The sequence below is a fragment of the Streptomyces sp. SS7 genome (genome assembly GCF_037993025.1).
GTDB lineage: Bacteria > Actinomycetota > Actinomycetes > Streptomycetales > Streptomycetaceae > Streptomyces.
The window spans coordinates 7,861,779-7,881,128 of the sequence record NZ_CP141223.1; the positions used below are offsets into that span (position 1 = coordinate 7,861,779).

Annotated in this window: 17 protein-coding genes; 13 read left to right on the forward strand and 4 right to left on the reverse strand. The window is 73.2% G+C overall.

Going from position 1 to position 19,350, the window contains the following annotated elements:
- Positions 1 to 207 precede the first annotated feature (207 nt).
- Both U5640_RS36065 and mycP read left to right on the forward strand, forming a co-directional pair.
- Positions 208 to 2,865 (forward strand): hypothetical protein, encoded by a 2,658-nt coding sequence (locus U5640_RS36065; protein WP_340382097.1) that lies wholly within the window; start codon positions 208 to 210, stop codon positions 2,863 to 2,865.
- Positions 2,862 to 4,112 (forward strand): type VII secretion-associated serine protease mycosin, encoded by a 1,251-nt coding sequence (mycP, locus tag U5640_RS36070; RefSeq protein ID WP_340382099.1) that lies wholly within the window; start codon positions 2,862 to 2,864, stop codon positions 4,110 to 4,112. The genes U5640_RS36065 and mycP overlap by 4 nt, the downstream gene beginning before the upstream one ends.
- A 55-nt stretch (positions 4,113 to 4,167) precedes the next feature.
- On the opposite strand, the gene U5640_RS36075 is transcribed toward mycP, so the two are convergent.
- Positions 4,168 to 5,169 carry a serine hydrolase gene (locus U5640_RS36075; protein ID WP_340382101.1) on the reverse strand — a complete coding sequence of 334 codons (1,002 nt, stop codon included), beginning with the start codon at positions 5,167 to 5,169 and terminating at the stop codon, positions 4,168 to 4,170.
- A gap of 150 nt (positions 5,170 to 5,319) precedes the next feature.
- On the opposite strand from U5640_RS36075, the gene U5640_RS36080 reads away from it, so the two are divergent.
- The gene (locus U5640_RS36080) at positions 5,320 to 6,051 is read left to right on the forward strand and encodes an SseB family protein (protein ID WP_340382103.1); all 732 of its coding nucleotides are present in this window, start codon (positions 5,320 to 5,322) and stop codon (positions 6,049 to 6,051) included.
- Positions 6,052 to 6,115: 64 nt separating this feature from the next.
- On the opposite strand, the gene U5640_RS36085 is transcribed toward U5640_RS36080, so the two are convergent.
- The gene (locus tag U5640_RS36085; protein ID WP_340382105.1) at positions 6,116 to 6,490 is read right to left on the reverse strand and encodes a DUF1844 domain-containing protein; all 375 of its coding nucleotides are present in this window, start codon (positions 6,488 to 6,490) and stop codon (positions 6,116 to 6,118) included.
- A gap of 395 nt (positions 6,491 to 6,885) precedes the next feature.
- Between U5640_RS36085 and infC the strand changes: the two genes are divergently transcribed.
- The 9 genes from infC (at position 6,886) to U5640_RS36130 (ending at position 16,553) form a co-directional block, all read left to right on the forward strand.
- Positions 6,886 to 7,527 carry a translation initiation factor IF-3 gene (gene infC, locus U5640_RS36090; RefSeq protein ID WP_340385540.1) on the forward strand — a complete coding sequence of 214 codons (642 nt, stop codon included), beginning with the start codon at positions 6,886 to 6,888 and terminating at the stop codon, positions 7,525 to 7,527.
- A gap of 112 nt (positions 7,528 to 7,639) precedes the next feature.
- Positions 7,640 to 7,834, forward strand: coding sequence for a 50S ribosomal protein L35 (gene rpmI / locus U5640_RS36095; RefSeq protein ID WP_004933563.1), 195 nt, complete (start codon positions 7,640 to 7,642; stop codon positions 7,832 to 7,834).
- Between the two features lie 95 nt (positions 7,835 to 7,929).
- Positions 7,930 to 8,313, forward strand: coding sequence for a 50S ribosomal protein L20 (rplT, locus tag U5640_RS36100; protein WP_020938960.1), 384 nt, complete (start codon positions 7,930 to 7,932; stop codon positions 8,311 to 8,313).
- Between the two features lie 205 nt (positions 8,314 to 8,518).
- Positions 8,519 to 9,370 (forward strand): RNA methyltransferase, encoded by an 852-nt coding sequence (locus tag U5640_RS36105; RefSeq protein WP_340382210.1) that lies wholly within the window; start codon positions 8,519 to 8,521, stop codon positions 9,368 to 9,370.
- Positions 9,371 to 9,425: 55 nt separating this feature from the next.
- Positions 9,426 to 10,541 (forward strand): ATP-binding protein, encoded by a 1,116-nt coding sequence (locus tag U5640_RS36110; protein ID WP_340382212.1) that lies wholly within the window; start codon positions 9,426 to 9,428, stop codon positions 10,539 to 10,541.
- Positions 10,542 to 10,689: 148 nt separating this feature from the next.
- A complete protein-coding gene (gene pheS / locus U5640_RS36115; RefSeq protein ID WP_340382214.1) occupies positions 10,690 to 11,811 on the forward strand; it encodes a phenylalanine--tRNA ligase subunit alpha in 1,122 nt (373 codons plus the stop codon).
- Entirely contained in the window at positions 11,811 to 14,324 is a 2,514-nt protein-coding gene (gene pheT, locus U5640_RS36120) for a phenylalanine--tRNA ligase subunit beta (RefSeq protein ID WP_340382216.1), read from the forward strand. Before pheS ends, pheT begins: the two co-directional genes overlap by 1 nt.
- Before the next feature lie 285 nt (positions 14,325 to 14,609).
- Positions 14,610 to 15,950, forward strand: coding sequence for a transcriptional regulator (locus U5640_RS36125; protein WP_340382218.1), 1,341 nt, complete (start codon positions 14,610 to 14,612; stop codon positions 15,948 to 15,950).
- Positions 15,951 to 16,016: 66 nt separating this feature from the next.
- Positions 16,017 to 16,553 carry an NUDIX hydrolase gene (locus U5640_RS36130; RefSeq protein ID WP_340382220.1) on the forward strand — a complete coding sequence of 179 codons (537 nt, stop codon included), beginning with the start codon at positions 16,017 to 16,019 and terminating at the stop codon, positions 16,551 to 16,553.
- A gap of 21 nt (positions 16,554 to 16,574) precedes the next feature.
- Here the strand turns inward: U5640_RS36130 and U5640_RS36135 are convergent, their stop codons facing one another.
- Positions 16,575 to 16,832 carry a hypothetical protein gene (locus tag U5640_RS36135; RefSeq protein ID WP_340382222.1) on the reverse strand — a complete coding sequence of 86 codons (258 nt, stop codon included), beginning with the start codon at positions 16,830 to 16,832 and terminating at the stop codon, positions 16,575 to 16,577.
- A 201-nt stretch (positions 16,833 to 17,033) separates the two neighbouring features.
- A complete protein-coding gene (locus U5640_RS36140; RefSeq protein ID WP_067250341.1) occupies positions 17,034 to 17,891 on the reverse strand; it encodes a 3-hydroxybutyryl-CoA dehydrogenase in 858 nt (285 codons plus the stop codon).
- Positions 17,892 to 18,102: 211 nt separating this feature from the next.
- On the opposite strand from U5640_RS36140, the gene U5640_RS36145 reads away from it, so the two are divergent.
- The gene (locus U5640_RS36145; RefSeq protein WP_340382226.1) at positions 18,103 to 19,347 is read left to right on the forward strand and encodes a family 10 glycosylhydrolase; all 1,245 of its coding nucleotides are present in this window, start codon (positions 18,103 to 18,105) and stop codon (positions 19,345 to 19,347) included.
- Positions 19,348 to 19,350: the final 3 nt, after the last annotated feature.

Here is a 19,350-nt window from a genome sequence, read left to right on the forward strand (position 1 = left end):
CTGGTTCCCGTTCGCTCGGCAACAAGCCGTAGAGTGACGCGCACGCACGGAGGACGGCTCCGGCCGGAGATCCGCGCCGGGATGCCGCTTCCTCCGCGCGGGTATGCGTGCCTGGACGGACCGCCGCGTCCGCACCGGGCCGCCGGGCACACGCAGCACGGCCCGCGTACGAGAACGACGGCCCGGGCCAGAGGAAACGGGGGGTGCATGAGTACGGAAGCACGCCGCGCCTCGGTTCCCCCGCGCCCTGACGGGCCGCCCCGCCCGGCCCAGCCGCCCACGGCGGGCGCGGGCCACGAGGAACAGCCGACCGCCGCACCCGGGGAGAAACCCGCGAACGACACAGCGCAGCCGTCCGGAGCCGGCGAGAACGGCACGCACGGCGTCGCGGGACCGCGCGACGGCGCTGCCCGTCCCGGGCCGCCGAGGGTCCCGTCCTCCTGGGTCCGGCCGTACGCCCCGTCCGTCGATGAGGAGCCCAGCGGCCCGGCGTCCGCTCCCGGCGGGACAGCGCCCTCGGACCGCACCCTCCGCTTCTCCGCCCCCTTCGGCCCGGGGCCCGCGGACACCCCGCCCCCGCCGCCCGCGTCGGCCCGCTTCCCCGACGCCCCGCCACGCCGTCCGGGCACCCCCCGCAACGGCTCCGCCCCGTACCGACCGCCCGGCACGGAAGCACCCCGCACGGCCCACCCCGACCACCCGCGCGGCACCACGACCCCGCCCGCCGCCCCGGGCCCCGCGCCACGCCCTGCCCCGGCGGCCGGCCCGGGTGCCGGCCCGCGGCCCGCAGCTACACCGGCCGGCCGTCCCGGCGGCGCGCCGACCGACGACCGTGCGGACCGCACCACCGAGCTGCGCTTCGGCGGTCCCGCTGCCACCCGTGCCCCGGAACCCACCGAAGCGGGCGGCGCCCCCACCCCGGCCCCGCCGACTCCCCGGTCCTCCGACTTCTTCGGCCCGCGTCCGGGGACGACGGCCCCCCGTTCCGCCGAGCCCGCCGACCGCAGCGGCTCGCGTCCCACCGCTCCCGCCTCCGGGAGTGCCTGGAGCCCGCTGCCCCGCAGCTGGGTCCCCAGCCCGAGTGCCGCCGTGGACCAGGAGACGGGGCAGGGCCCGGGTTCCGCCCGGCGTGCCGCCGCCGCGCAGCCGCCGGCGGGCGAACCGGACGACCAGCCGGCCTGGACGCCCACCTCCGCGATACCGCCCCCCGACTTCACCCTCCCGCCGCGGGCCCCCCGGCAGCCCACCACCCGCCCGGCGGCGGCCACCCCGGCCCCACCCACTCGCCCGACACCCGCCCCCGGTGCCGCGCCGCGCCCCACCACGGCCACGGGCGACCCCGCCGCCCCCGCGTCCGACCTGTCCGGCTCGGGTGCCGCTCCCCGTCCGGCGTCCGGCCCGGAAGCCTCCGGCGGCCGCCCTGCTTCCGCTCCGGGGACCTCCGGCCGTGCTGCTTCCGCTCCGGGGACCTCCGGCCGTGCTGCTTCCGCTCCGGGGACCTCCGGCCGTGCTGCTTCCGCTCCGGGAGTCCCCGGCCGCCCGGCCTCCCCTCCGGGAGCCTCCGGGCGCCCCGCCTCCGCTCCGGGCGTTCCCGGGCGGCCCCCGACCGACCCCGTCGACAGCTCGGCCCGCCCCGTCCCGGCCGCGGGAGCCCCCGGCCGTCCCGTTTCCGAGTCGGGTGCCTCCGGCCGTCCGGCGGGCGGATCCAGCGTCCCCGGTCGTTCCTCGGCCGAGTCGGACGCCTCCGCCCGCACCTCCCTGCTCGGTGAGTTCGACGATGCCGAGCCGGGCCCCTCCACCCGCCGCACGCCCACGCCCGCGCCCCCGCCGGACACCCCACCTCGCCCCACCGCCGCGCCCCCGCGGCCCGCCGCCGCACCGAACACACCCCCGCGCCCCACGGTCGCCCCGGACCCGTTCGCCGCGCACTCCGCCAAGGCGGGCGCCGCCACCCCCCGCCCCTCCGAGCCGCCCCTGCCCGGTGGTGTGTCGCCGGATCCCGCTCTCTCCTGGAGTGCTCCCATGGCTCCCGGCAAGGCGCCCGGTGCCACGCGGCCCGTGGTGACCTTCGCGCGGCCCGAAGGGTTCGGCGACGCCGGACGGGGAGCCGGGCGGCGCGGGCGGACCCTCGTGGCCGCCGCCTGTGTCGTGCTCGGCCTCGGGCTCATCGGCGGCGCCGTCACCGGGAGTTGGCTCATCGGGGACGCGGAGGGAAGCGGCGCGCGGGACACGTACGCCGCCGCCGGCGGACTCTGGCACAACGTCCCGGTCGACGACCTGTTCCCGGTCACCGTCGACGGCCAGGGCGCCGGGCCCGGCGGCGCCGACCGCACCTGGACCCGGATCGCCGTCGCCCCGGACAGCGGCTGCGCCGACGCCTTCGACCCGCTGCTGCGCCAGGCACTCACCCCGGTCGGCTGCCAGCGGCTCCTGCGCGCCACCTACACCGACGCCACCCAGAGCTACGTCACCACCGTCGGCCTGCTCTTCACCACCGCCGACGCGGCCGGCATGCGCGCCCTCGACACCCGGTTCGACAAGGAGGGCCTGGCCCGCCGGACCGACCTGATGCCGAAGCCGTACGCCGCGAAGGGCACCGCCGCAGCCTCCTTCGGCGACCGGCAGCGCGCCGCGTGGACGGTCTCCGTCCTCACCGACGCCCCGGTCGTCGTCTACGCCGTCTCCGGCTGGGCCGACGGCCGTACCGTCGACAGCCCCGAGCCCGCCGCGCAGGCCACCGCCTCCGGCTCCACCGCGGCCCCCGCCCAGGCCGGCCTCGGCAACGAGGCCCAGGGCCTCGCCGACCGCATCGAACGGAGCCTGCGCAAGACCGCCGTCACGCCGCCCTCGGAGCAGCCCTCATGAGCCGCCGCAGCCCGCGCAGCCCGCACCGTCCTCGCAGCCTCGGCGGCCGCCGTCTCCGCGGGGCCGGGCTGCTCTGCAGTCTGCTCGCCGGTTCCGTCGCCCTGCTGCCGTCCGCCCCCGCGTACGCCGACGGCATCCGCGCCCAGCAGTGGGCCCTCGACGCCATGCACACCCAGGAGGCCTGGCAGACCACCAAGGGCAAGGGCATCACGGTCGCCGTCCTGGACACCGGTGTGGAGGCCGACCACCCCGACCTGGAGGGCAACGTCCTCGAAGGCAGGGACATGGTCGGCTTCGGCGCGAAGGAGGGCGAACGGCCCTGGGCCCGGCACGGCACCGCGATGGCCGGCATCATCGCCGGTCACGGGCACGGGTACGGCGACGAGGACGGCGTCATGGGCATCGCGCCAGAGGCCAGGATCCTTCCCGTCCGCGTGATCCTGGAGGACGACGATCCCCAGCGCACCAAGGCCCGCAACAGCCGCGGCAACGCCCTCGCCGAGGGCATCCGCTGGGCCGCCGACCAGGGCGCCGACGTCATCAACCTCTCCCTCGGCGACGACTCCGCCTCCGCCCATCCCGAGCCGGCCGAGGACGAGGCCGTGCAGTACGCCCTGAAGAAGGGGGTGGTCGTCGTCGCCTCGGCCGGCAACGGCGGGGACAAGGGCGACCACATCTCGTACCCGGCGGCCTACCCCGGTGTGATCGTCGCGACCGCCGTCGACCGCTACGGCACCCGCGCCGACTTCTCCACCCGCCGCTGGTACGCCACGGTCGCCGCCCCCGGCCAGAAGGTCGTCATCGCCGACCCCGACCACAAGTACTACGAGGGCTGGGGGACCAGCGCGGCCTCCGCGTTCGTCTCGGGCGCGGTCGCGCTCGTCAAGGCCGCCCACCCCGGGCTCACCCCGGCGCAGATCAAGAAGCTCCTGGAGGACACCGCCCGCAACCCTCCCGCCGGCGGCCGTGACGACTCCCGGGGCTTCGGCTTCATCGACCCCGCCGCCGCGATCCGCGCCGCCGCCGACCTCCGGCCGGAGGGCCTGAAGGCCGCGTCCTACGGCAAGGAGTACTTCGGCGCGGGCCCCGACGCCGCCCGCGCCGAGGACGACACCTCCGACTGGGCCGCCCCGCTCGCGGGCGGTGCCGGAGTGGTGCTCCTGCTCGGCGCGGTCGTCCTGTGGCGCGGCCGCCGCGAGCCGGACGGCTTCGAGACCTATGAGACGTACGAGGCCTACGACGTGTGACGCGTGACGTGCGATGCGTGACGTGCCTTGCGCGTGGCGCCGGCGGCCCGGCCGGCTAGTCCGCGGCCGGTGTCGTCGCTGACGCCGTCGCCGACGCCGTGCCGTCCGCGAACGCCGACACCGCCGCCTTCGCCGCCGCCTCCACCAGGGAGATGCCCTCCGCCTGCGTCGCGTTGCCGTTCGACAGCACCGCCACCAGGTACGTGCGCCCACTGGACGTCACCCGTCCGATGCTGTTGATGTCCCACAGCCCGGTGGTGCTCCTGGCCAGCCAGCCGTTCTTCAGCGCCCAGGACGAGCCGTCGGCCGCCGCCGAGACACCCCAGTGCTGGTCGGTCGCGATCTGCCGCATCAGACCTTGCAGGTACGCGCGCGACGCCTCGCTCAGCTCCGAGTCGTCCCCGAAGACCTGCCCGAGCAGCGTGAGCTGGTCGGCGGCCGTGGTCTGGGTGAGCCCCCACAGCATGTCGTCGCCGCCCTCGGTGCCCGTGAGCCCGAACCGCGCGTTCGCCGCGTCCAGCCCCTCCGCCTTCCCGATGATCCGCCACAGCTCCGACGCCGAGGTGTTGTCGCTGTTCTCGATCATCGCGGTGGCGTACGTCTTCTCGGCCGCCGTGAGATGCCGGCCCGCGTCCTGCGCCTGGAGCAGCAGGGCCGCGAGGATGTCCACCTTCACGATGCTCGCCGTGTCGAACGCGTCCGAGCCGTAGACCGCGCCGTCCGCGGACTCCACGTCCAGCACCGCCACGGACACCTTCGCGTCGGCCGGCACGGTCACCGACCCCATCGCCTCGGCGAGCAGGGCGTCGTGGTCCACCTCGGGTGCCGCCACCGACTCCACCGTCACGCCTCCGTCCGCCGACCCCGACGCGGACGCCGACGGCTCCGCGGAGGACGACGATACGGCCCCCGCACCGCTGTGCGCCCGTGCCTTCACATAGGCGGTGCCGCCGGCGGTGGCGCCGAGCACGGCCACGAGGGCGAGCGCGCTGTAAAGGAGGGGACGGCGCCGGGACGGGCGGGCGCGGCGGCCGTTGCGGCCTCTGCGAGACTCCATGCCCGAGATGGTGGTGGCGCCGACTGTGCGGGCCGTTAGACGGACGTAAGAGGTACGTCAGCGAAGGCTGAGAATCCTGTGAAAGCTGTCTCGGTCGCGTTTCGGGCCCCGCACAAGCCCAGCAGCATCCCCCCGATAAGGTCGGTGACCGTGGCGAACAAGAACATTCCCGACCCCGGCTACTCCGACGACGACGGCTCCGCCGACCCCCGGCTGAGCGCGGCGCTCGCCGCCTGGGCCGAGGACCGCACCGCCGTCGGCCCCGTCCTGGAGGCGCTCAGGGACACCCGGCTGCTCGTCCCGGTGGTGGCCGTGCTCGGTGAGGCCGAGGAGGACGAGAACGGGCTGCGCCGCGAGAAGACCAGCGACATGGCCGTCCCCACCCTGAAGGCCGGCGGCCGCACCGCGCTGCCCGCCTTCACCTCCACCGACTCCCTGGCCCGCTGGGACCCGGCGGCGCGTCCCGTCGCCGTACCCCTGCACCAGGCGCTGCGGGCCGCCGCGCACGAGAGGGCGGACACCGTGGTGCTCGACCTGGCCGGGCCGGTGGCGTTCGAGCTGACGGGACCGGCGCTGCGGGCGCTCGCCGAGGGCCGTACGACGACCGATCCGCTCGCCGATCCGGCCGTGCGGGAAGCGGTGCGGGCCGCGGTGGCCGCCGAGCCGGACGTCGTCCGCGCGCACCTCGGGCCGGGGCAGGCGGACGGCACCCTCGCCCTGGTCCTCGACCCGGCCGCCGCGCCCGCCGAGGCAGCCCGCGCGGTGGCCGGCCGGCTCGCAGCCGACGAGACGCTGAGGGCCCGCCTGGTGCGGGGTCTCGACCTGGCACTCCTGCCGGCCGGGACCACCCCTCCGGGCGAGCCCCTGTACGTACGCGGTTGATCCTCAGCGGTCGAGCGGTCGAGCGGTCGAGTGGTCCTCAGCGGTCGAGCCGCGGCCCGGTGCCCTAGCCGTAGACGGGGCCGGTGTACTTCTCGCCCGGTCCCTGACCCGGCTCGTCCGGGACGAGCGAGGCCTCGCGGAAGGCCAGCTGGAGCGACTTCAGGCCGTCGCGCAGCGGCGCCGCGTGGAAGGAGCTGATCTCGGTCGCGCTCGCGTCCAGCAGGCCGGCGAGGGCCGTGACCAGCTTGCGGGCCTCGTCGAGGTCCTTGTACGTGTCGCCCTCCTCGGTCAGACCGAGCTTCACGGCGGCCGCGCTCATCAGGTTGACGGCGACCGTCACGATCACCTCGACGGCCGGGACCTCGGCGATGTCACGGGTCATCGCGTCGAAGTCGGCGGAGGCGGGGTCCGGGGAGCCGGCGGGGGAGGTCTCACTCATGCCCCACACGATAGGCGCAGGGTCGTCCGGCCCCGTACCGAGGCTCGATTCGCCGTTCCCGGCGCGGGCTGGTAATCTCGATGAACGACCGGTCGGACACGCGTGCCACCCAGCAGGCGGACCCGGCCCACAAGTGGAGGCTCCGAACTCCCACCCGACCGCCCCCCGAGGACGGCGGGTCACCCCGGTCAGGCGGCCGCCATCGTTCCGTACGGACGATGGAGTCGCCCGGTAGTGCGCCCCGCGATCCCGCGAGGGTGCTCCGGTAGTGCTTGGAGCCCCCGCATGTGATCGTTCGGGGCATTTTTTGTGCTTCGGCGTGGTTATAGGTCTAACAACACAGACGTTACGCGGCCGTCCGCCAGACCGCCGCGTGGTGCTACCGAGGAGGATCCATCAGCGCCGAGCCCCGCATCAACGACCGGATTCGCGTTCCCGAGGTGCGACTTGTCGGTCCCAGTGGCGAGCAGGTGGGCATCGTCCCCCTGGCCAAGGCACTGGAGCTTGCGCAGGAGTACGACCTGGACCTGGTCGAGGTCGCGGCGAACGCCCGCCCGCCGGTCTGCAAGCTCATGGACTACGGGAAGTTCAAGTACGAGTCGGCCATGAAGGCCCGTGAGGCGCGCAAGAACCAGGCGCACACGGTCATCAAGGAGATGAAGCTCCGGCCGAAGATCGACCCGCACGACTACGACACCAAGAAGGGTCACGTCGTCCGGTTCCTCAAGCAGGGCGACAAGGTCAAGATCACGATCATGTTCCGTGGTCGCGAGCAGTCCCGGCCCGAGCTGGGCTACCGACTGCTGCAGCGTCTCGCGGAGGACGTCCAGGAGCTCGGGTTCGTCGAGTCGAACCCCAAGCAGGACGGCCGCAACATGATCATGGTCCTCGGTCCGCACAAGAAGAAGACCGAGGCGATGGCCGAGGCCCGTCAGGCGCAGGAGGCCCGCAAGGCCGAAGCGAAGGCCAACCCCGGCCGCTCGCAGAACCCCGCGGACGCCGAGTTCACCGACGCCGAGGCTTCCGCCGAGGCGTGATTCCGGGGGACGCACGTCCCCTGGACGCAACCCATACAGCAGCGACGCTCCATCCAGTGCCCGGTTTCACGACCGGGCACCGGAGCGCCACCGACGAGGAGAGAACGGCGCTATGCCGAAGAACAAGTCGCACAGCGGTGCCAGCAAGCGCTTCAAGGTCACCGGCTCCGGCAAGGTGCTCCGTGAGCGCGCCGGCAAGCGCCACCTGCTCGAGCACAAGTCGTCCCGAGTGACGCGTCGCCTCACCGGCAACGCCGAGATGGCCCCGGGCGACGCCGCGAAGATCAAGAAGCTTCTCGGCAAGTGAGGCCGGGCGCCCAGCGCCTGACCCTCGCACACCGGGACCCAATCGATTCCGGGCCGTGTGACGACACCCACGGCCCCGCTACAAGGAGTTAACAAGTGGCACGCGTCAAGCGGGCAGTCAACGCCCACAAGAAGCGCCGGGCGATCCTCGAGGCGGCCTCCGGCTACCGCGGTCAGCGTTCGCGCCTGTACCGCAAGGCCAAGGAGCAGGTCACCCACTCGCTGGTCTACAACTACAACGACCGCAAGAAGCGCAAGGGCGACTTCCGTCAGCTGTGGATCCAGCGCATCAACGCCGCTGCCCGCGCCAACGGCATCACCTACAACCGCTTCATCCAGGGTCTGAAGGCCGCGAACGTCGAGGTCGACCGCAAGATCCTGGCCGAGCTCGCCGTGAACGACGCCAACGCGTTCGCCGCGCTCGTCGAGGTCGCGCAGAAGGCGCTGCCGTCGGACGTCAACGCGCCGAAGGCCGCGTGACGCTGCGCTGGCTCTGAGCCGACGTCAGTGAAGGACCCGCAGGTTCCATCCTGCGGGTCCTTTGCTGCTGACGCTCGCCGGGGCCGCCGTTCGGGTGCCGGCCCGTCCGTGGCCGGTCGCGCCCACGCGGCAGCCGCACATCGGTAGAGCCCCCGCGCCCCCAGGGGGTCGCGGTCGTCCCCAGACTTCGAAGGTGAACCAGAACATGCCCCCCGCCAGCCCCGAGCTGATCTCCCCCCGTTCCCCCCGTGTGGCCGCAGCCCGGCGGCTCGCCCGGCGGAACTTCCGGGGGAAGGAGCGGCTGTTCCTCGCCGAGGGGCCGCAGGCCGTGCGGGAGGCGGCGGGGTACGGCAAGGAGACGCTGGTCGAGCTGTTCGCCACCGTCGAGGCCGCCGAGCGGTACGCCGACATCGTAGGAGAGGCCAGGACGGCCGGCGCCCGCGTCCACCTCGCCGACGAGCAGGTCATCGCGGACATCTCCACCACCGTCACGCCGCAGGGGCTCGTGGGCGTCTGCCGGTTCGTCGACACGCCCTTCGAGGAGATCCTCGCCGCCCGGCCCCGGCTCGTCGCCGTCCTGGCGCATGTGCGCGACCCCGGCAACGCGGGCACCGTCCTGCGCTGCGCCGACGCCGCCGGCGCCGACGCCGTCGTCCTCACCGACGCGTCCGTCGACCTGTACAACCCCAAGGCCGTCCGGGCCTCCGTCGGGTCGCTGTTCCATCTGCCCGTCGCCGTCGGCGTCCCCGTGGAGCGGGCCGTGGCCGGGCTGCGGGCGGCCGGGGTGCGGATCCTCGCCGCCGACGGCGCGGGCCGGGACGACCTCGACGACGAACTGGACCGGGGCACCATGGGCGGGCCCACCGCCTGGGTGTTCGGCAACGAGGCATGGGGCCTGCCCGAGGAGACCCGCGCCCTCGCCGACGCCGTCGTCCGCGTCCCGATCCACGGAAAGGCCGAGAGCCTGAACCTGGCGACCGCCGCGGCCGTATGTCTCTACGCATCGGCCCGTGCACAGCGCGCCCGCGGAGGGTGCCGCTCCGTCACCGAGAGCTAGTAGGGTGGCGGGCTCGGGGAGCCTCTTCCGGAGGGATGGGAGACGAGGTACGGGGATGAGTGTCGGCACGAGCAGCGCACCGGGAGCGGCCCGCCCTGCCGGTGACCTGGCCGAACTCGGCATCGACCCGGACGACCTGCCCGACGGTCTGGTCGTCGCCGACGAGCACGGTCGGGTGGTCTGCTTCAACGCCGCCGCCGCCCGCATCACCGCCGTACCGCCCGAGCAGGCCCTCGGGCAGCGGCTGGAGAAGGCCCTGCCGTTAGAGGACCTCGAAGGCCGCCGCTGGTGGCAGCTCACCGACCCCTACGGGGGGCTCGCCATCCGCACCGGCCAGCCCGAGCGCAACCTGCTGCTGCCCGGGGGCCGCGAGGTGCTCGTCACCGCGCGCTACGTCCGCACCCGCCCCACCGGACCCGTCCGCCGGGTCGTCGTCTCCCTGCGGGACACCGAGGCCCGCCGCCGTACCGAACGCAGTCACGCCGAGCTGATCGCCACCGTCGCCCACGAGCTGCGCTCCCCCCTGACCTCCGTCAAGGGCTTCACCGCCACCCTCCTCGCCAAATGGGCCCGCTTCACCGACGACCAGAAGCGGCTGATGCTGGAGACGGTGGACGCCGACGCCGACCGTGTCACGCGGCTCATCGCCGAGCTCCTCGACATCTCGCGGATCGACTCCGGACGGCTGGAGGTGCGGCGCCAGCCCGTCGACATAGGCGCCGCCGTCGGACGGCACATCCAGGCCTACGTCGCCGCAGGGCAGCCCGCCGACCGCTTCCTGCTCCGCATCGAGCAGCCGCTGCCCGCCCTGTGGGCCGACCCCGACAAGGTGGACCAGGTCCTCAGCAACCTCATCGAAAATGCCGTGCGCCACGGCGAGGGGACCGTCACGATAGACATCACGCCCGCCGCGTCCCCCCGGGAAGGGGAGGACACCGGCACGTCGGTCACCGTGAGCGACGAGGGCGCCGGCATTCCGGAGGAGTCCATGAACCGCGTCTTCACCCGCTTCTGGCGGGGCAGCAAGCGCGGCGGCACAGGCCTCGGGCTGTACATCGTCAAGGGCATCGTCGAAGCCCACGGCGGCACCATCACGGTCGACCGCGCCCCCGGCGGCGGCGCCGAGTTCCGATTTACGTTGCCCGTGGGCGCCCCGGCGTATCTCGCCTGACGGCCCGCGGGCTCTTCGATCACCTCCACCCCGTTAGACTCGGCCTTTGGCACCTTTGTGTCCCGGAAACCATGACGCACTGGCCAAGAGCACTGTCCATGAGCCGGTGACGGGGACCATCCGCCAGCAATCGGAAGCACGGGAAGAGATGTCGGCACCGAATAAGTCGTACGACCCTGTCGAGGTCGAGGCGTTGAAACCGGAAGAGATCGAGCGCATGCGGGACGAGGCGCTCGCCGCCTTCGCCGCCGCGGACTCCCTCGACGCGCTCCAGGAGGCCAAGGTCGCCCACACCGGCGGCACCTCCCCGCTGGCGCTCGCCAACCGCGAGATCGGCGCGCTGCCCCCGCACGCCAAGGCAGCCGCCGGCAAGCTGGTCGGCCAGGCCCGCGGCGCGGTGAACAAGGCACTCGCGGGCCGTCAGGAGGAGCTGGAGGCCGAGCGTGACGCCCGGGTGCTGGTCGAGGAGGCGGTGGACGTCACCCTGCCGTACGACCGCGTACCGGCCGGCGCCCGCCACCCGCTCACCACGCTCTCCGAGCGCATCGAGGACGTCTTCGTGGCCATGGGCTACGAGGTCGCCGAGGGCCCGCAGGCCGAGGCCGAGTGGTTCAACTTCGACGCCCTCAACATCGGCCCCGACCACCCGGCGCGCGGCGAGGCCGACACGTTCTTCGTGCAGGGCCCCGACGGCGGCACCGAGTCCGGCGTCGTCCTGCGCACCCACACCTCGCCCGTGCAGATCCGCTCCCTGATGGAGCGCGAGCTGCCGGTCTACGTGATCTGCCCCGGCGTCGTCTACCGCACCGACGAGCTGGACGCCACGCACACCCCGGTGTTCCGCCAGGTCGAGCTGCTCGCCGTGGACGAGGGCCTGACCATGGCCGACCTCAAGGGCACCATGGACCACATGGTCCAGTCGCTGTTCGGCGAGGGCATCAAGACCCGGCTGCGGCCCAACTTCTTCCCGTTCACCGAGCCGTCCGCCGAGATGGACATGGTGTGCTACGTCTGCCGCGGCGAGTCCGTCGGCAACCCCGACCGCCCCTGCCGCACCTGCTCCTCCGAGGGCTGGATCGAACTCGGCGGCTGCGGCATGGTCAACCCCAAGGTGCTCACCGCCTGCGGCGTCGACCCCGAGAAGTACAGCGGCTTCGCCTTCGGGTTCGGCATCGAACGGCTGCTGATGTTCCGCCACAACGTCGAAGACATGCGAGACATGGTCGAGGGTGACATCCGGTTCACCCGGCCGTTCGGGATGGAGATCTGATGCGGGTCCCGCTTTCCTGGCTGCGGGAGTACGTCGACCTCCCGGCCACCGAGACCGGCCGTGACGTGCAGGCCAAGCTGGTGTCCGCCGGCCTCGAGGTCGAGACCGTCGAGCAGCTCGGCGCCGACCTCAAGGGCCCCCTCGTCGTCGGTCAGGTGCTGACCATCGAGGAGCTGGAGGGCTTCAAGAAGCCGATCCGCTTCTGCACCGTCGACGTCGGGACCGCCAATGGCACCGGCGAGCCGCAGGAGATCGTCTGCGGCGCCCGCAACTTCGCCGTCGGCGACAAGGTCGTCGTGGTCCTCCCGGGCGCCGTCCTGCCCGGCGGCTTCGCCATTGCCGCCCGCAAGACGTACGGCAAGACCTCGCACGGCATGATCTGCTCCAGCGACGAGCTGGGCATGGGCGACGACGGCACCAAGGGCATCATCGTGCTGCCCCCGGAGACCGAGGTCGGCAAGGACGCCATCGAGCTGCTGGAGCTGGTCGACGAGGTCCTGGACATCGCCGTCACCGCCAACCGCGGCGACTGCCTGTCGATCCGCGGCGTGGCCCGCGAGGCCGCCATCGCCTACGGTCTGCCGCTGCGCGACCCGGCCCTGATCGACGTACCGGCCCCGAATGCCTTCGGCTACCCGGTGCGGGTCTCCGAGCCGCTCGCCTGCGACCGCTTCACCGCCCGCACCGTCACCGGCCTGAGCCCCGAGGCGCGCTCCCCGATCTGGCTGAAGCGCCGGCTGCAGAAGGTCGGCATGCGTCCGATCTCGCTCGCCGTCGACGTCACCAACTACGTGATGATGGAGCTGGGCCAGCCGCTGCACGCCTACGACCGCTCGCTGGTCCAGGGCACCATCGGCGTCCGCCGGGCCGGGGAGGGCGAGCAGATCGTCACCCTCGACGGCGTCACCCGCACGCTGCACGCCGAGGACCTGGTCATCACCGACGACCGCGGCCCGATCGGCCTCGCCGGCGTTATGGGCGGCGCCGACACCGAGATCGCCGACCACGACCACCCGGAGAACTCCACGGGCGACGTGGTGATCGAGGCCGCCCACTTCGACGCGGTGTCCATCGCGCGCACGGCCCGCCGCCACAAGCTGTCCTCCGAGGCCTCCCGCCGCTTCGAGCGCGGTGTCGACCCGGCCGCCGCCGCGGCGGCGGCCCAGCGCACGGTCGACCTGCTGGTGCTGCTCGCGGGCGGTACGGCCGACGCGGGGGTCACCGAGGTGGTCACCCCCTCCGGCCCGCACACCATCACGGTCGCGGCGCACCACCCCGACCGGGTCGCGGGTGTCCGCTACGGCCGCGAGACGGTCGTGCGCCGCCTCCAGGAGATCGGCTGCGACGTGTACGGGCAGGACGAGCTGATCGTCACCGTCCCGTCCTGGCGGCCGGACCTCACCGAGATCAACGACCTGGCGGAGGAGGTCATCCGCCTGGAGGGCTACGAGAACCTGCCCTCCACGCTGCCCAAGCCCCCGTCGGGCCGCGGTCTCACGCACCGCCAGCGGCTGCACCGCCGCGTCGGACGCGCCCTGGCCGGCGCCGGCTACGTCGAGGCCCCGAACTACCCGTTCATCGGCGAGGGCGTCTTCGACCAGCTCGGTCTGGCCGCCGACGACCCGGCCCGCCGTGTCGTCAGGCTCACCAACCCGCTCAACGACGAGGAGCCCGCGCTCCGTACGTCGCTGCTGCCGGGCCTGCTGGGCGCCCTGCGCCGCAACGCCGGCCGGGGCAGCCACGACCTCGCGCTGTTCGAGACCGGCCTGGTCTTCCACCCGCGCGAGGGGGCCGGCGTCGCCGGTCACCTCCCGGTCGACCGTCGTCCGACCGACGAGGAACTCGCGGCGCTCGACGCCGTCCTCCCCGAGCAGCCGCGCCATGTCGCCGCCGTCCTCACGGGCGCCCGCGAGCAGGCCGGCTGGTGGGGCGAGGGCCGTACGGCCGACTGGGCCGACGCGGTCGAGGCCGCTCGCACCGTCGCCCGCGAGGCCGGTGCCGAGCTCGTCGTGCGGAGCGGTCAGTACGGCCCGTGGCACCCCGGCCGCTGCGCCGAGTTCACGGTCGTCGCCGACGGCACCGAGCGGGTCGTCGGGCACGCGGGCGAGCTGCACCCCCGGGTGCTGAAGGCGCTGGGCCTGCCCGCCCGCACCTGCGCGATGGAACTGAACCTCGACGTCCTGGAGGCGGTCGGCGACGACACCCCTCAGGCGCCGGGCATCTCCACGTTCCCCGTGGCCACGCAGGACGTCGCCCTCGTCGTCGACTCCTTCGTCCCGCACGCGGACGTCGAGGCGGCGCTGCGCGAGGGGGCGGGTGAACTGCTGGAGGGCATCCGGCTGTTCGACGTGTACGTCAACGACGAGCAGCTGGGTGACGGCAAGAAGTCGCTGGCCTACGCGCTGCGCTTCCGCGCGGGGGACCGGACGCTGACCGTGGACGAGGCTTCGGCCGCGCGGGACGCGGCGGTTGCTCTCGCCGGTGAGCGGACGGGGGCGGTCCTTCGGGGCTGACGTCGTACGCCGGGTGCGGGTGGACTGCGGCTGGTCGCGCGGTTCCCCGCACCCCCGGGTGGGCCGCGCTCCACCGCTTTTCACCCTGATCACGGCGCATCGCCGGGCCGTCGCGTAGTGAGGGGGAGCCGACGACCCGGCGAACCTCTTTCGAGGCGTCTCAGTCAACCGGCCGGGAACTCTCCGCGACAGCGCGCACACAGCACGGATACGCGCACTCCGTTCACACCCCGTGTGAAGACGCACCCACTAGTCTGGGCCGCACCGAGGCACCGGGGGGCACCCATGCAGCCCAACACTCTGCTCGACGCGATCCTGGACGAGGCGGGCATCTCCCACGCGGGCCTCGCCGCCCACGTGAACCAGGCCGGCCGGGCACGCGGACTCGCCCTGCGCTACGAGCACACGGCGGTCGCCCGATGGCTGAAGGGACAGCGCCCGCGCGGTCAGGTGCCCGACCTGATCTGCGAGGTCCTCGCGGGCCGGCTGCACCGGCCGGTCACCCTGGACGACATCGGCCTCGGCGTACCGGGCGAGCCGTCCACCCCGCACACCACCTCGCTGTCCGGCTTCGTCGAGCGGGCCACCGCCCTGTGGCGCTCCGACGAACAGCAGCGCCCCCACCTCCTCGGCGCCCCCGCGATGACCGGGACGCCGGCCGTGATGCCCGTGTGGGAGTGGGAGAACCCGCCCGAGGACGTCGACGTCTCCCGGGGCGGCCGGCACCGCGTCACCTGCGCCGACCTCGAGATGCTGCGGGCGGCCCGCACCCACTACGAGCAGATGTACCGCAAGGCGGGCGGCATCGCCACCCGCAGCCGTATCGTCGGCTTCCTCAACGCCGAGGCCGCGCCGCTGCTGCGCGGCAGCTACACCGACGAGACGGGGCGTCAACTGCACCGGGCGACCGGTGCCTTGGTGGCCGTCGCCGGGATCTGCGCCTACGACTCCGACGCGCACGGCCTCGCCCAGCGCTACTTCCACCAGGCTCTCAGACTCGCCAAGGCCAGCGGGGACCGGGGACTTGGGGCGTACGTCATCGCCCTCCTCGTCAACCAGTCCCTGTTCATGCGGGAGTACCGGCAGGCCGTCGCCTTCGCGGAGGCCGCACTGCGCGCCGCGGGCAGGCACATCACCCCCGCGCTGTCCTCCGACCTCTACGCGATGCAGGCCAAGGCGTACGCCCACCTCGGCGACGGTACGAGCGCGCTGTCGTGCATCCGGCGGGCGGAGACGGCCGCCGATCGCATCCGGCGGGGCGTCGAACCCGACGAGACCGGCTATGTCCAGCCCGGTCTGGTCAATGTGCAGGTGGCGGAGGCGCTGCTCAGCCTCGGGGAGATCGCCGCGGCCGCCGAACACGCCCGGGCCGCCGTCGGCACGCCCGCGCACGACCGGGGCCGGGTGCACCGGCTCGCCATGCTCAGCACGATCGAGCTGCGCCAGGGGCACGCCGACCAGGCCGTGGTCACGGCCGTCCAGATGGCCGAGCAGGCCCGGGGCATGGAGTCCCAGCGGCTGCGCGACCGACTCCGCGCGGTGCGCGAACATCTGGTGCGCAGCGGCTGCTCGGGCACCGCCGAGGCCGCCGAACTCATCGACGGAGCACTGCGCGTACCGCTCTAGACCTCCGGGGCGCTCCACAGTCCCTGCTGCGATATTGCCACTCACTCGACGGAAGGTGGCAGAACCGTGCAGTGGACGAAACAGCACGAACAAACCGTGTATGAAAACCGCTGGTTCAGCGTCAACCTGGCCGATGTGGAGCTGCCGGACGGCCGGCACCTGGACCACTTCCTGATCCGGCTGCGGCCCGTCGCCGTGGCCACGGTGGTCAATGCGGCGAACGAGGTCCTGCTCCTGTGGCGCCACCGCTTCATCACCGACAGCTGGGGCTGGGAACTCGCGGCGGGCGTCGTCGAGGACGGCGAGGACATCGCCCGCGCGGCCGCCAGGGAACTCGAGGAGGAGACCGGCTGGCGGCCGGGGCCCCTGCACCACCTCATGAGCGTGGAACCGTCCAACGGCCTCACCGACGCCGTCCACCACATCTACTGGTCGGACCGGGGCGAGTACGTGGGACACCCCGTGGACGACTTCGAGTCGGACCGGCGGGAGTGGGTCCCCCTGAAGGTCGTACCCGACCTGGTCGCCCGGGGGGAGGTCCCGGCCGCCAACATGGCGGCCGCGTTGATGCTGCTGCACCACCTCAGACTGTCGGGAGAGTAGGGGGCGAAAAGCGGCCGGCGCCTAGCGGGCCAGGGCCTGCCAGAGGGTCACGACGAGCGCGCCCAGCGCGGTGAGCACCGCGAGCGAGGGCAGCGGCCAGCGCGCGTGTTCCAGCGAGACCATACGGGTGTTCAGCTCGTCCAGCTCCTTGGCGGTCTCCTCGGCGCGATGGGTGATCAGGGCCAGCCCGCCCTCGACGCGGGCGTAGGCCACGTCCAGCCGGCGACGTAACTCTGCGAGTTCTCCATGGACGACGGGATGCTCGGGATCGGCGGTCACGTGTCCGCTCCTTTCCGTGGTCGGCTCACATCCCTGCATGTGCATGGTGAGTCAACCCGCCTGGTGGGCCGGTGGGGAGCGTGTGCGCGCGGCATATGCGGGCCCGTCGCGCACACGGTGTGTGAAACACGCGGGCCCGGCACTCCGAGGAGTACCGGGCCCGCGTCGACCACGGTCAGTCATCAGGCTGGTCCGGGTAGGTCAGTACGTGTAGAACCCCGAACCGGTCTTGCGGCCCAGCCGGCCCGCGTCCACCATGCGCGCCAGCAGCGGGGGAGCGGCGTACAGCGGCTCCTTGTACTCGTCGTACATCGACTGCGCGACCGAGGCGACCGTGTCCAGGCCGATCAGGTCGGACAGCTTCAGCGGGCCCATCGGGTGGGCGCAGCCCATCTCCATGCCGTTGTCGATGTCCTCGCGGCTGGCGATGCCCGTCTCGAACATCCGGATCGCGGACAGCAGGTACGGGATCAGCAGGGCGTTGACGACGAAGCCGGAGCGGTCCTGGGCGCGGATCGCGTGCTTGCCCAGCAGCTTCTCGGCGAACAGCTGCGCCCGGCTCAGCGTGCCCTCGGAGGTGGTCAGGGCCGGGATCAGCTCGACCAGCTTCTGCACGGGGGCCGGGTTGAAGAAGTGGATGCCGACGACCTGGTCGGGCCGCGAGGTGGCGACCGCCAGCTTCACCAGCGGGATGGAGGAGGTGTTGGAGGCCAGGATGGCGTCCGGGCGGCTCACCACCTGGTCGAGGACCTGGAAGATCTCCGTCTTGACCTGCTCGTTCTCCACGACGGCCTCGATCACGAGGTCCCGGTCGGCGAACTCGCCGAGGTCCGTGGTGAAGCTCAGCCGCGCCTGCGTCGCGTCCCGCTCCGCCTCGGAGATCTTGCCGCGCTCCGCGGCCTTGGCCAGGGAGCCGAACAGCCGGGTCCGGCCGAACTCCAGGGCCTCGCCGGTGGTCTCGGCGACCTTGACGTCGAGTCCGGCGCGCGCGCAGACCTCGGCGATGCCCGCGCCCATCTGGCCGCAGCCCACGACTCCGACGCGTTCGATGTCCGTCACATCGTCCCCTTCGCTGACTCTCACTGCGGCACCGGCGGTGGCGCCGGCCCCGGGTCGGTTGTCCGTGACAGGTCAGCCGGGTCCCGGTCGGCCTGCTCCGATCGTGCACGTTACTAGCAAGTATCGATGATCGATCACCGGGGGCGGTGCATGCTGTGCGCGGAGACGATCCGTGACCGAGCGGATCCATGGCGTGACAGGGATGGGTGCGATGGGGCGACTGACCCGGAGGGCGTTCGCGCTCGCGGCGCTGTCGGCGTTCACCACGACGGGAGCGGCGGGCTCGGCGGCCCCCGCTCCCGCACCGGGCGGAGCGGGCCGGAGCCGTGCGACGGCCGAGATGCGGGGCATGTGGCTGGCCACGGTGGCGGGCCGCGACTGGCCGTCCAAGCCGGGGCTGACCGCCGCGCAGCAACGCAAGGAGCTGACCGACTGGCTGGACCTGGCGGTGCGCGACCGGCTCAACACGGTGGTCTTCCAGGTCCGGCCCACGGCCGACGCGCTGTGGCCCTCCCCGTACGAGCCCTGGTCGCAGGTCCTCACCGGCACCCAGGGGAAGTCCCCGGGCTGGGACCCGCTCGGCACCGCCGTCACCGAGGCCCACGCCCGCGGCCTCGAACTGCACGCCTGGTTCAACCCGTACCGGGTCGCCACCCACGCCGACCGCTCCCGGCTGGTCGCCTCCCACCCGGTCCGCAAGCACCCGGAGTGGGCGGTGGAGTACGGCGGCAAGCTGTACTACAACCCGGGCCTGCCGGCGGTCCGTGCCTTCGTCCAGGAGGCGATGCTGGACGCGGTGAAGAAGTACCCCGTCGACGCCGTCCACTTCGACGACTACTTCTACCCGTACCCGGTCGCGGGCCAGTCCTTCGACGACGACGAGGCGTACGACGCCTACGGCGGCGCGTTCACCACCCGGGCCGCGTGGCGACGGGACAACGTCAACAAGCTGGTGCAGGAGATGGCCGCCCGGATCAAGGCCGCCCGCCCGGGCACCCAGTTCGGTATCAGCCCGTTCGGGGTGTGGCGCAACGCCTCCACCGACTCACGCGGCTCGGACACCCGCGCCTTCCAGTCGTACGACGAGATCTACGCCGACAGCCGCAAGTGGGTGAAGGAGGGCTGGCTCGACTACGTCGTGCCGCAGCTCTACTGGGAGATCGGCAACTCCGCCGCCGACTACGCCAAGCTGGTGCCCTGGTGGGCGGAGACGGTCAGGGGCAGCCGGACCCGGCTCTACCTCGGCGAGGGCCTGTACAAGGCGGGCGCCTCGGGGCAGCCCGCCGCCTGGTCAGCCAAGGCCGAGCTGAGCAGGCACCTCACGCTGGCGAAGAAGTACCCGCAGGCGCGCGGGCATGTCTTCTTCGCCGCCAAGGACGTACGTACGGACCGGATCGGAGCGATGGCGCGGGTGGTCGCCGACCACTACGGGCAGTCGGCGAACCCCCCGCACTGACGG

Excerpts from the sequence above, each read along its gene's own strand:
- U5640_RS36065 (WP_340382097.1), top strand. The coding sequence starts at position 208 with ATGAGTACGGAAGCACGCCGCGCCTCGGTTCCCCCGCGCCCTGACGGG.
- U5640_RS36085 (WP_340382105.1), bottom strand. The coding sequence starts at position 6,490 with ATGAGTGAGACCTCCCCCGCCGGCTCCCCGGACCCCGCCTCCGCCGAC.
- pheT (WP_340382216.1), top strand. The coding sequence starts at position 11,811 with ATGCGGGTCCCGCTTTCCTGGCTGCGGGAGTACGTCGACCTCCCGGCC.
- U5640_RS36105 (WP_340382210.1), top strand. The coding sequence starts at position 8,519 with ATGCCCCCCGCCAGCCCCGAGCTGATCTCCCCCCGTTCCCCCCGTGTG.
- U5640_RS36125 (WP_340382218.1), top strand. The coding sequence starts at position 14,610 with ATGCAGCCCAACACTCTGCTCGACGCGATCCTGGACGAGGCGGGCATC.
- mycP (WP_340382099.1), top strand. The coding sequence starts at position 2,862 with ATGAGCCGCCGCAGCCCGCGCAGCCCGCACCGTCCTCGCAGCCTCGGC.
- U5640_RS36110 (WP_340382212.1), top strand. The coding sequence starts at position 9,426 with ATGAGTGTCGGCACGAGCAGCGCACCGGGAGCGGCCCGCCCTGCCGGT.
- rpmI (WP_004933563.1), top strand. The coding sequence starts at position 7,640 with ATGCCGAAGAACAAGTCGCACAGCGGTGCCAGCAAGCGCTTCAAGGTC.
- U5640_RS36145 (WP_340382226.1), top strand. The coding sequence starts at position 18,103 with ATGGGGCGACTGACCCGGAGGGCGTTCGCGCTCGCGGCGCTGTCGGCG.
- pheS (WP_340382214.1), top strand. The coding sequence starts at position 10,690 with ATGTCGGCACCGAATAAGTCGTACGACCCTGTCGAGGTCGAGGCGTTG.
- U5640_RS36075 (WP_340382101.1), bottom strand. The coding sequence starts at position 5,169 with ATGGAGTCTCGCAGAGGCCGCAACGGCCGCCGCGCCCGCCCGTCCCGG.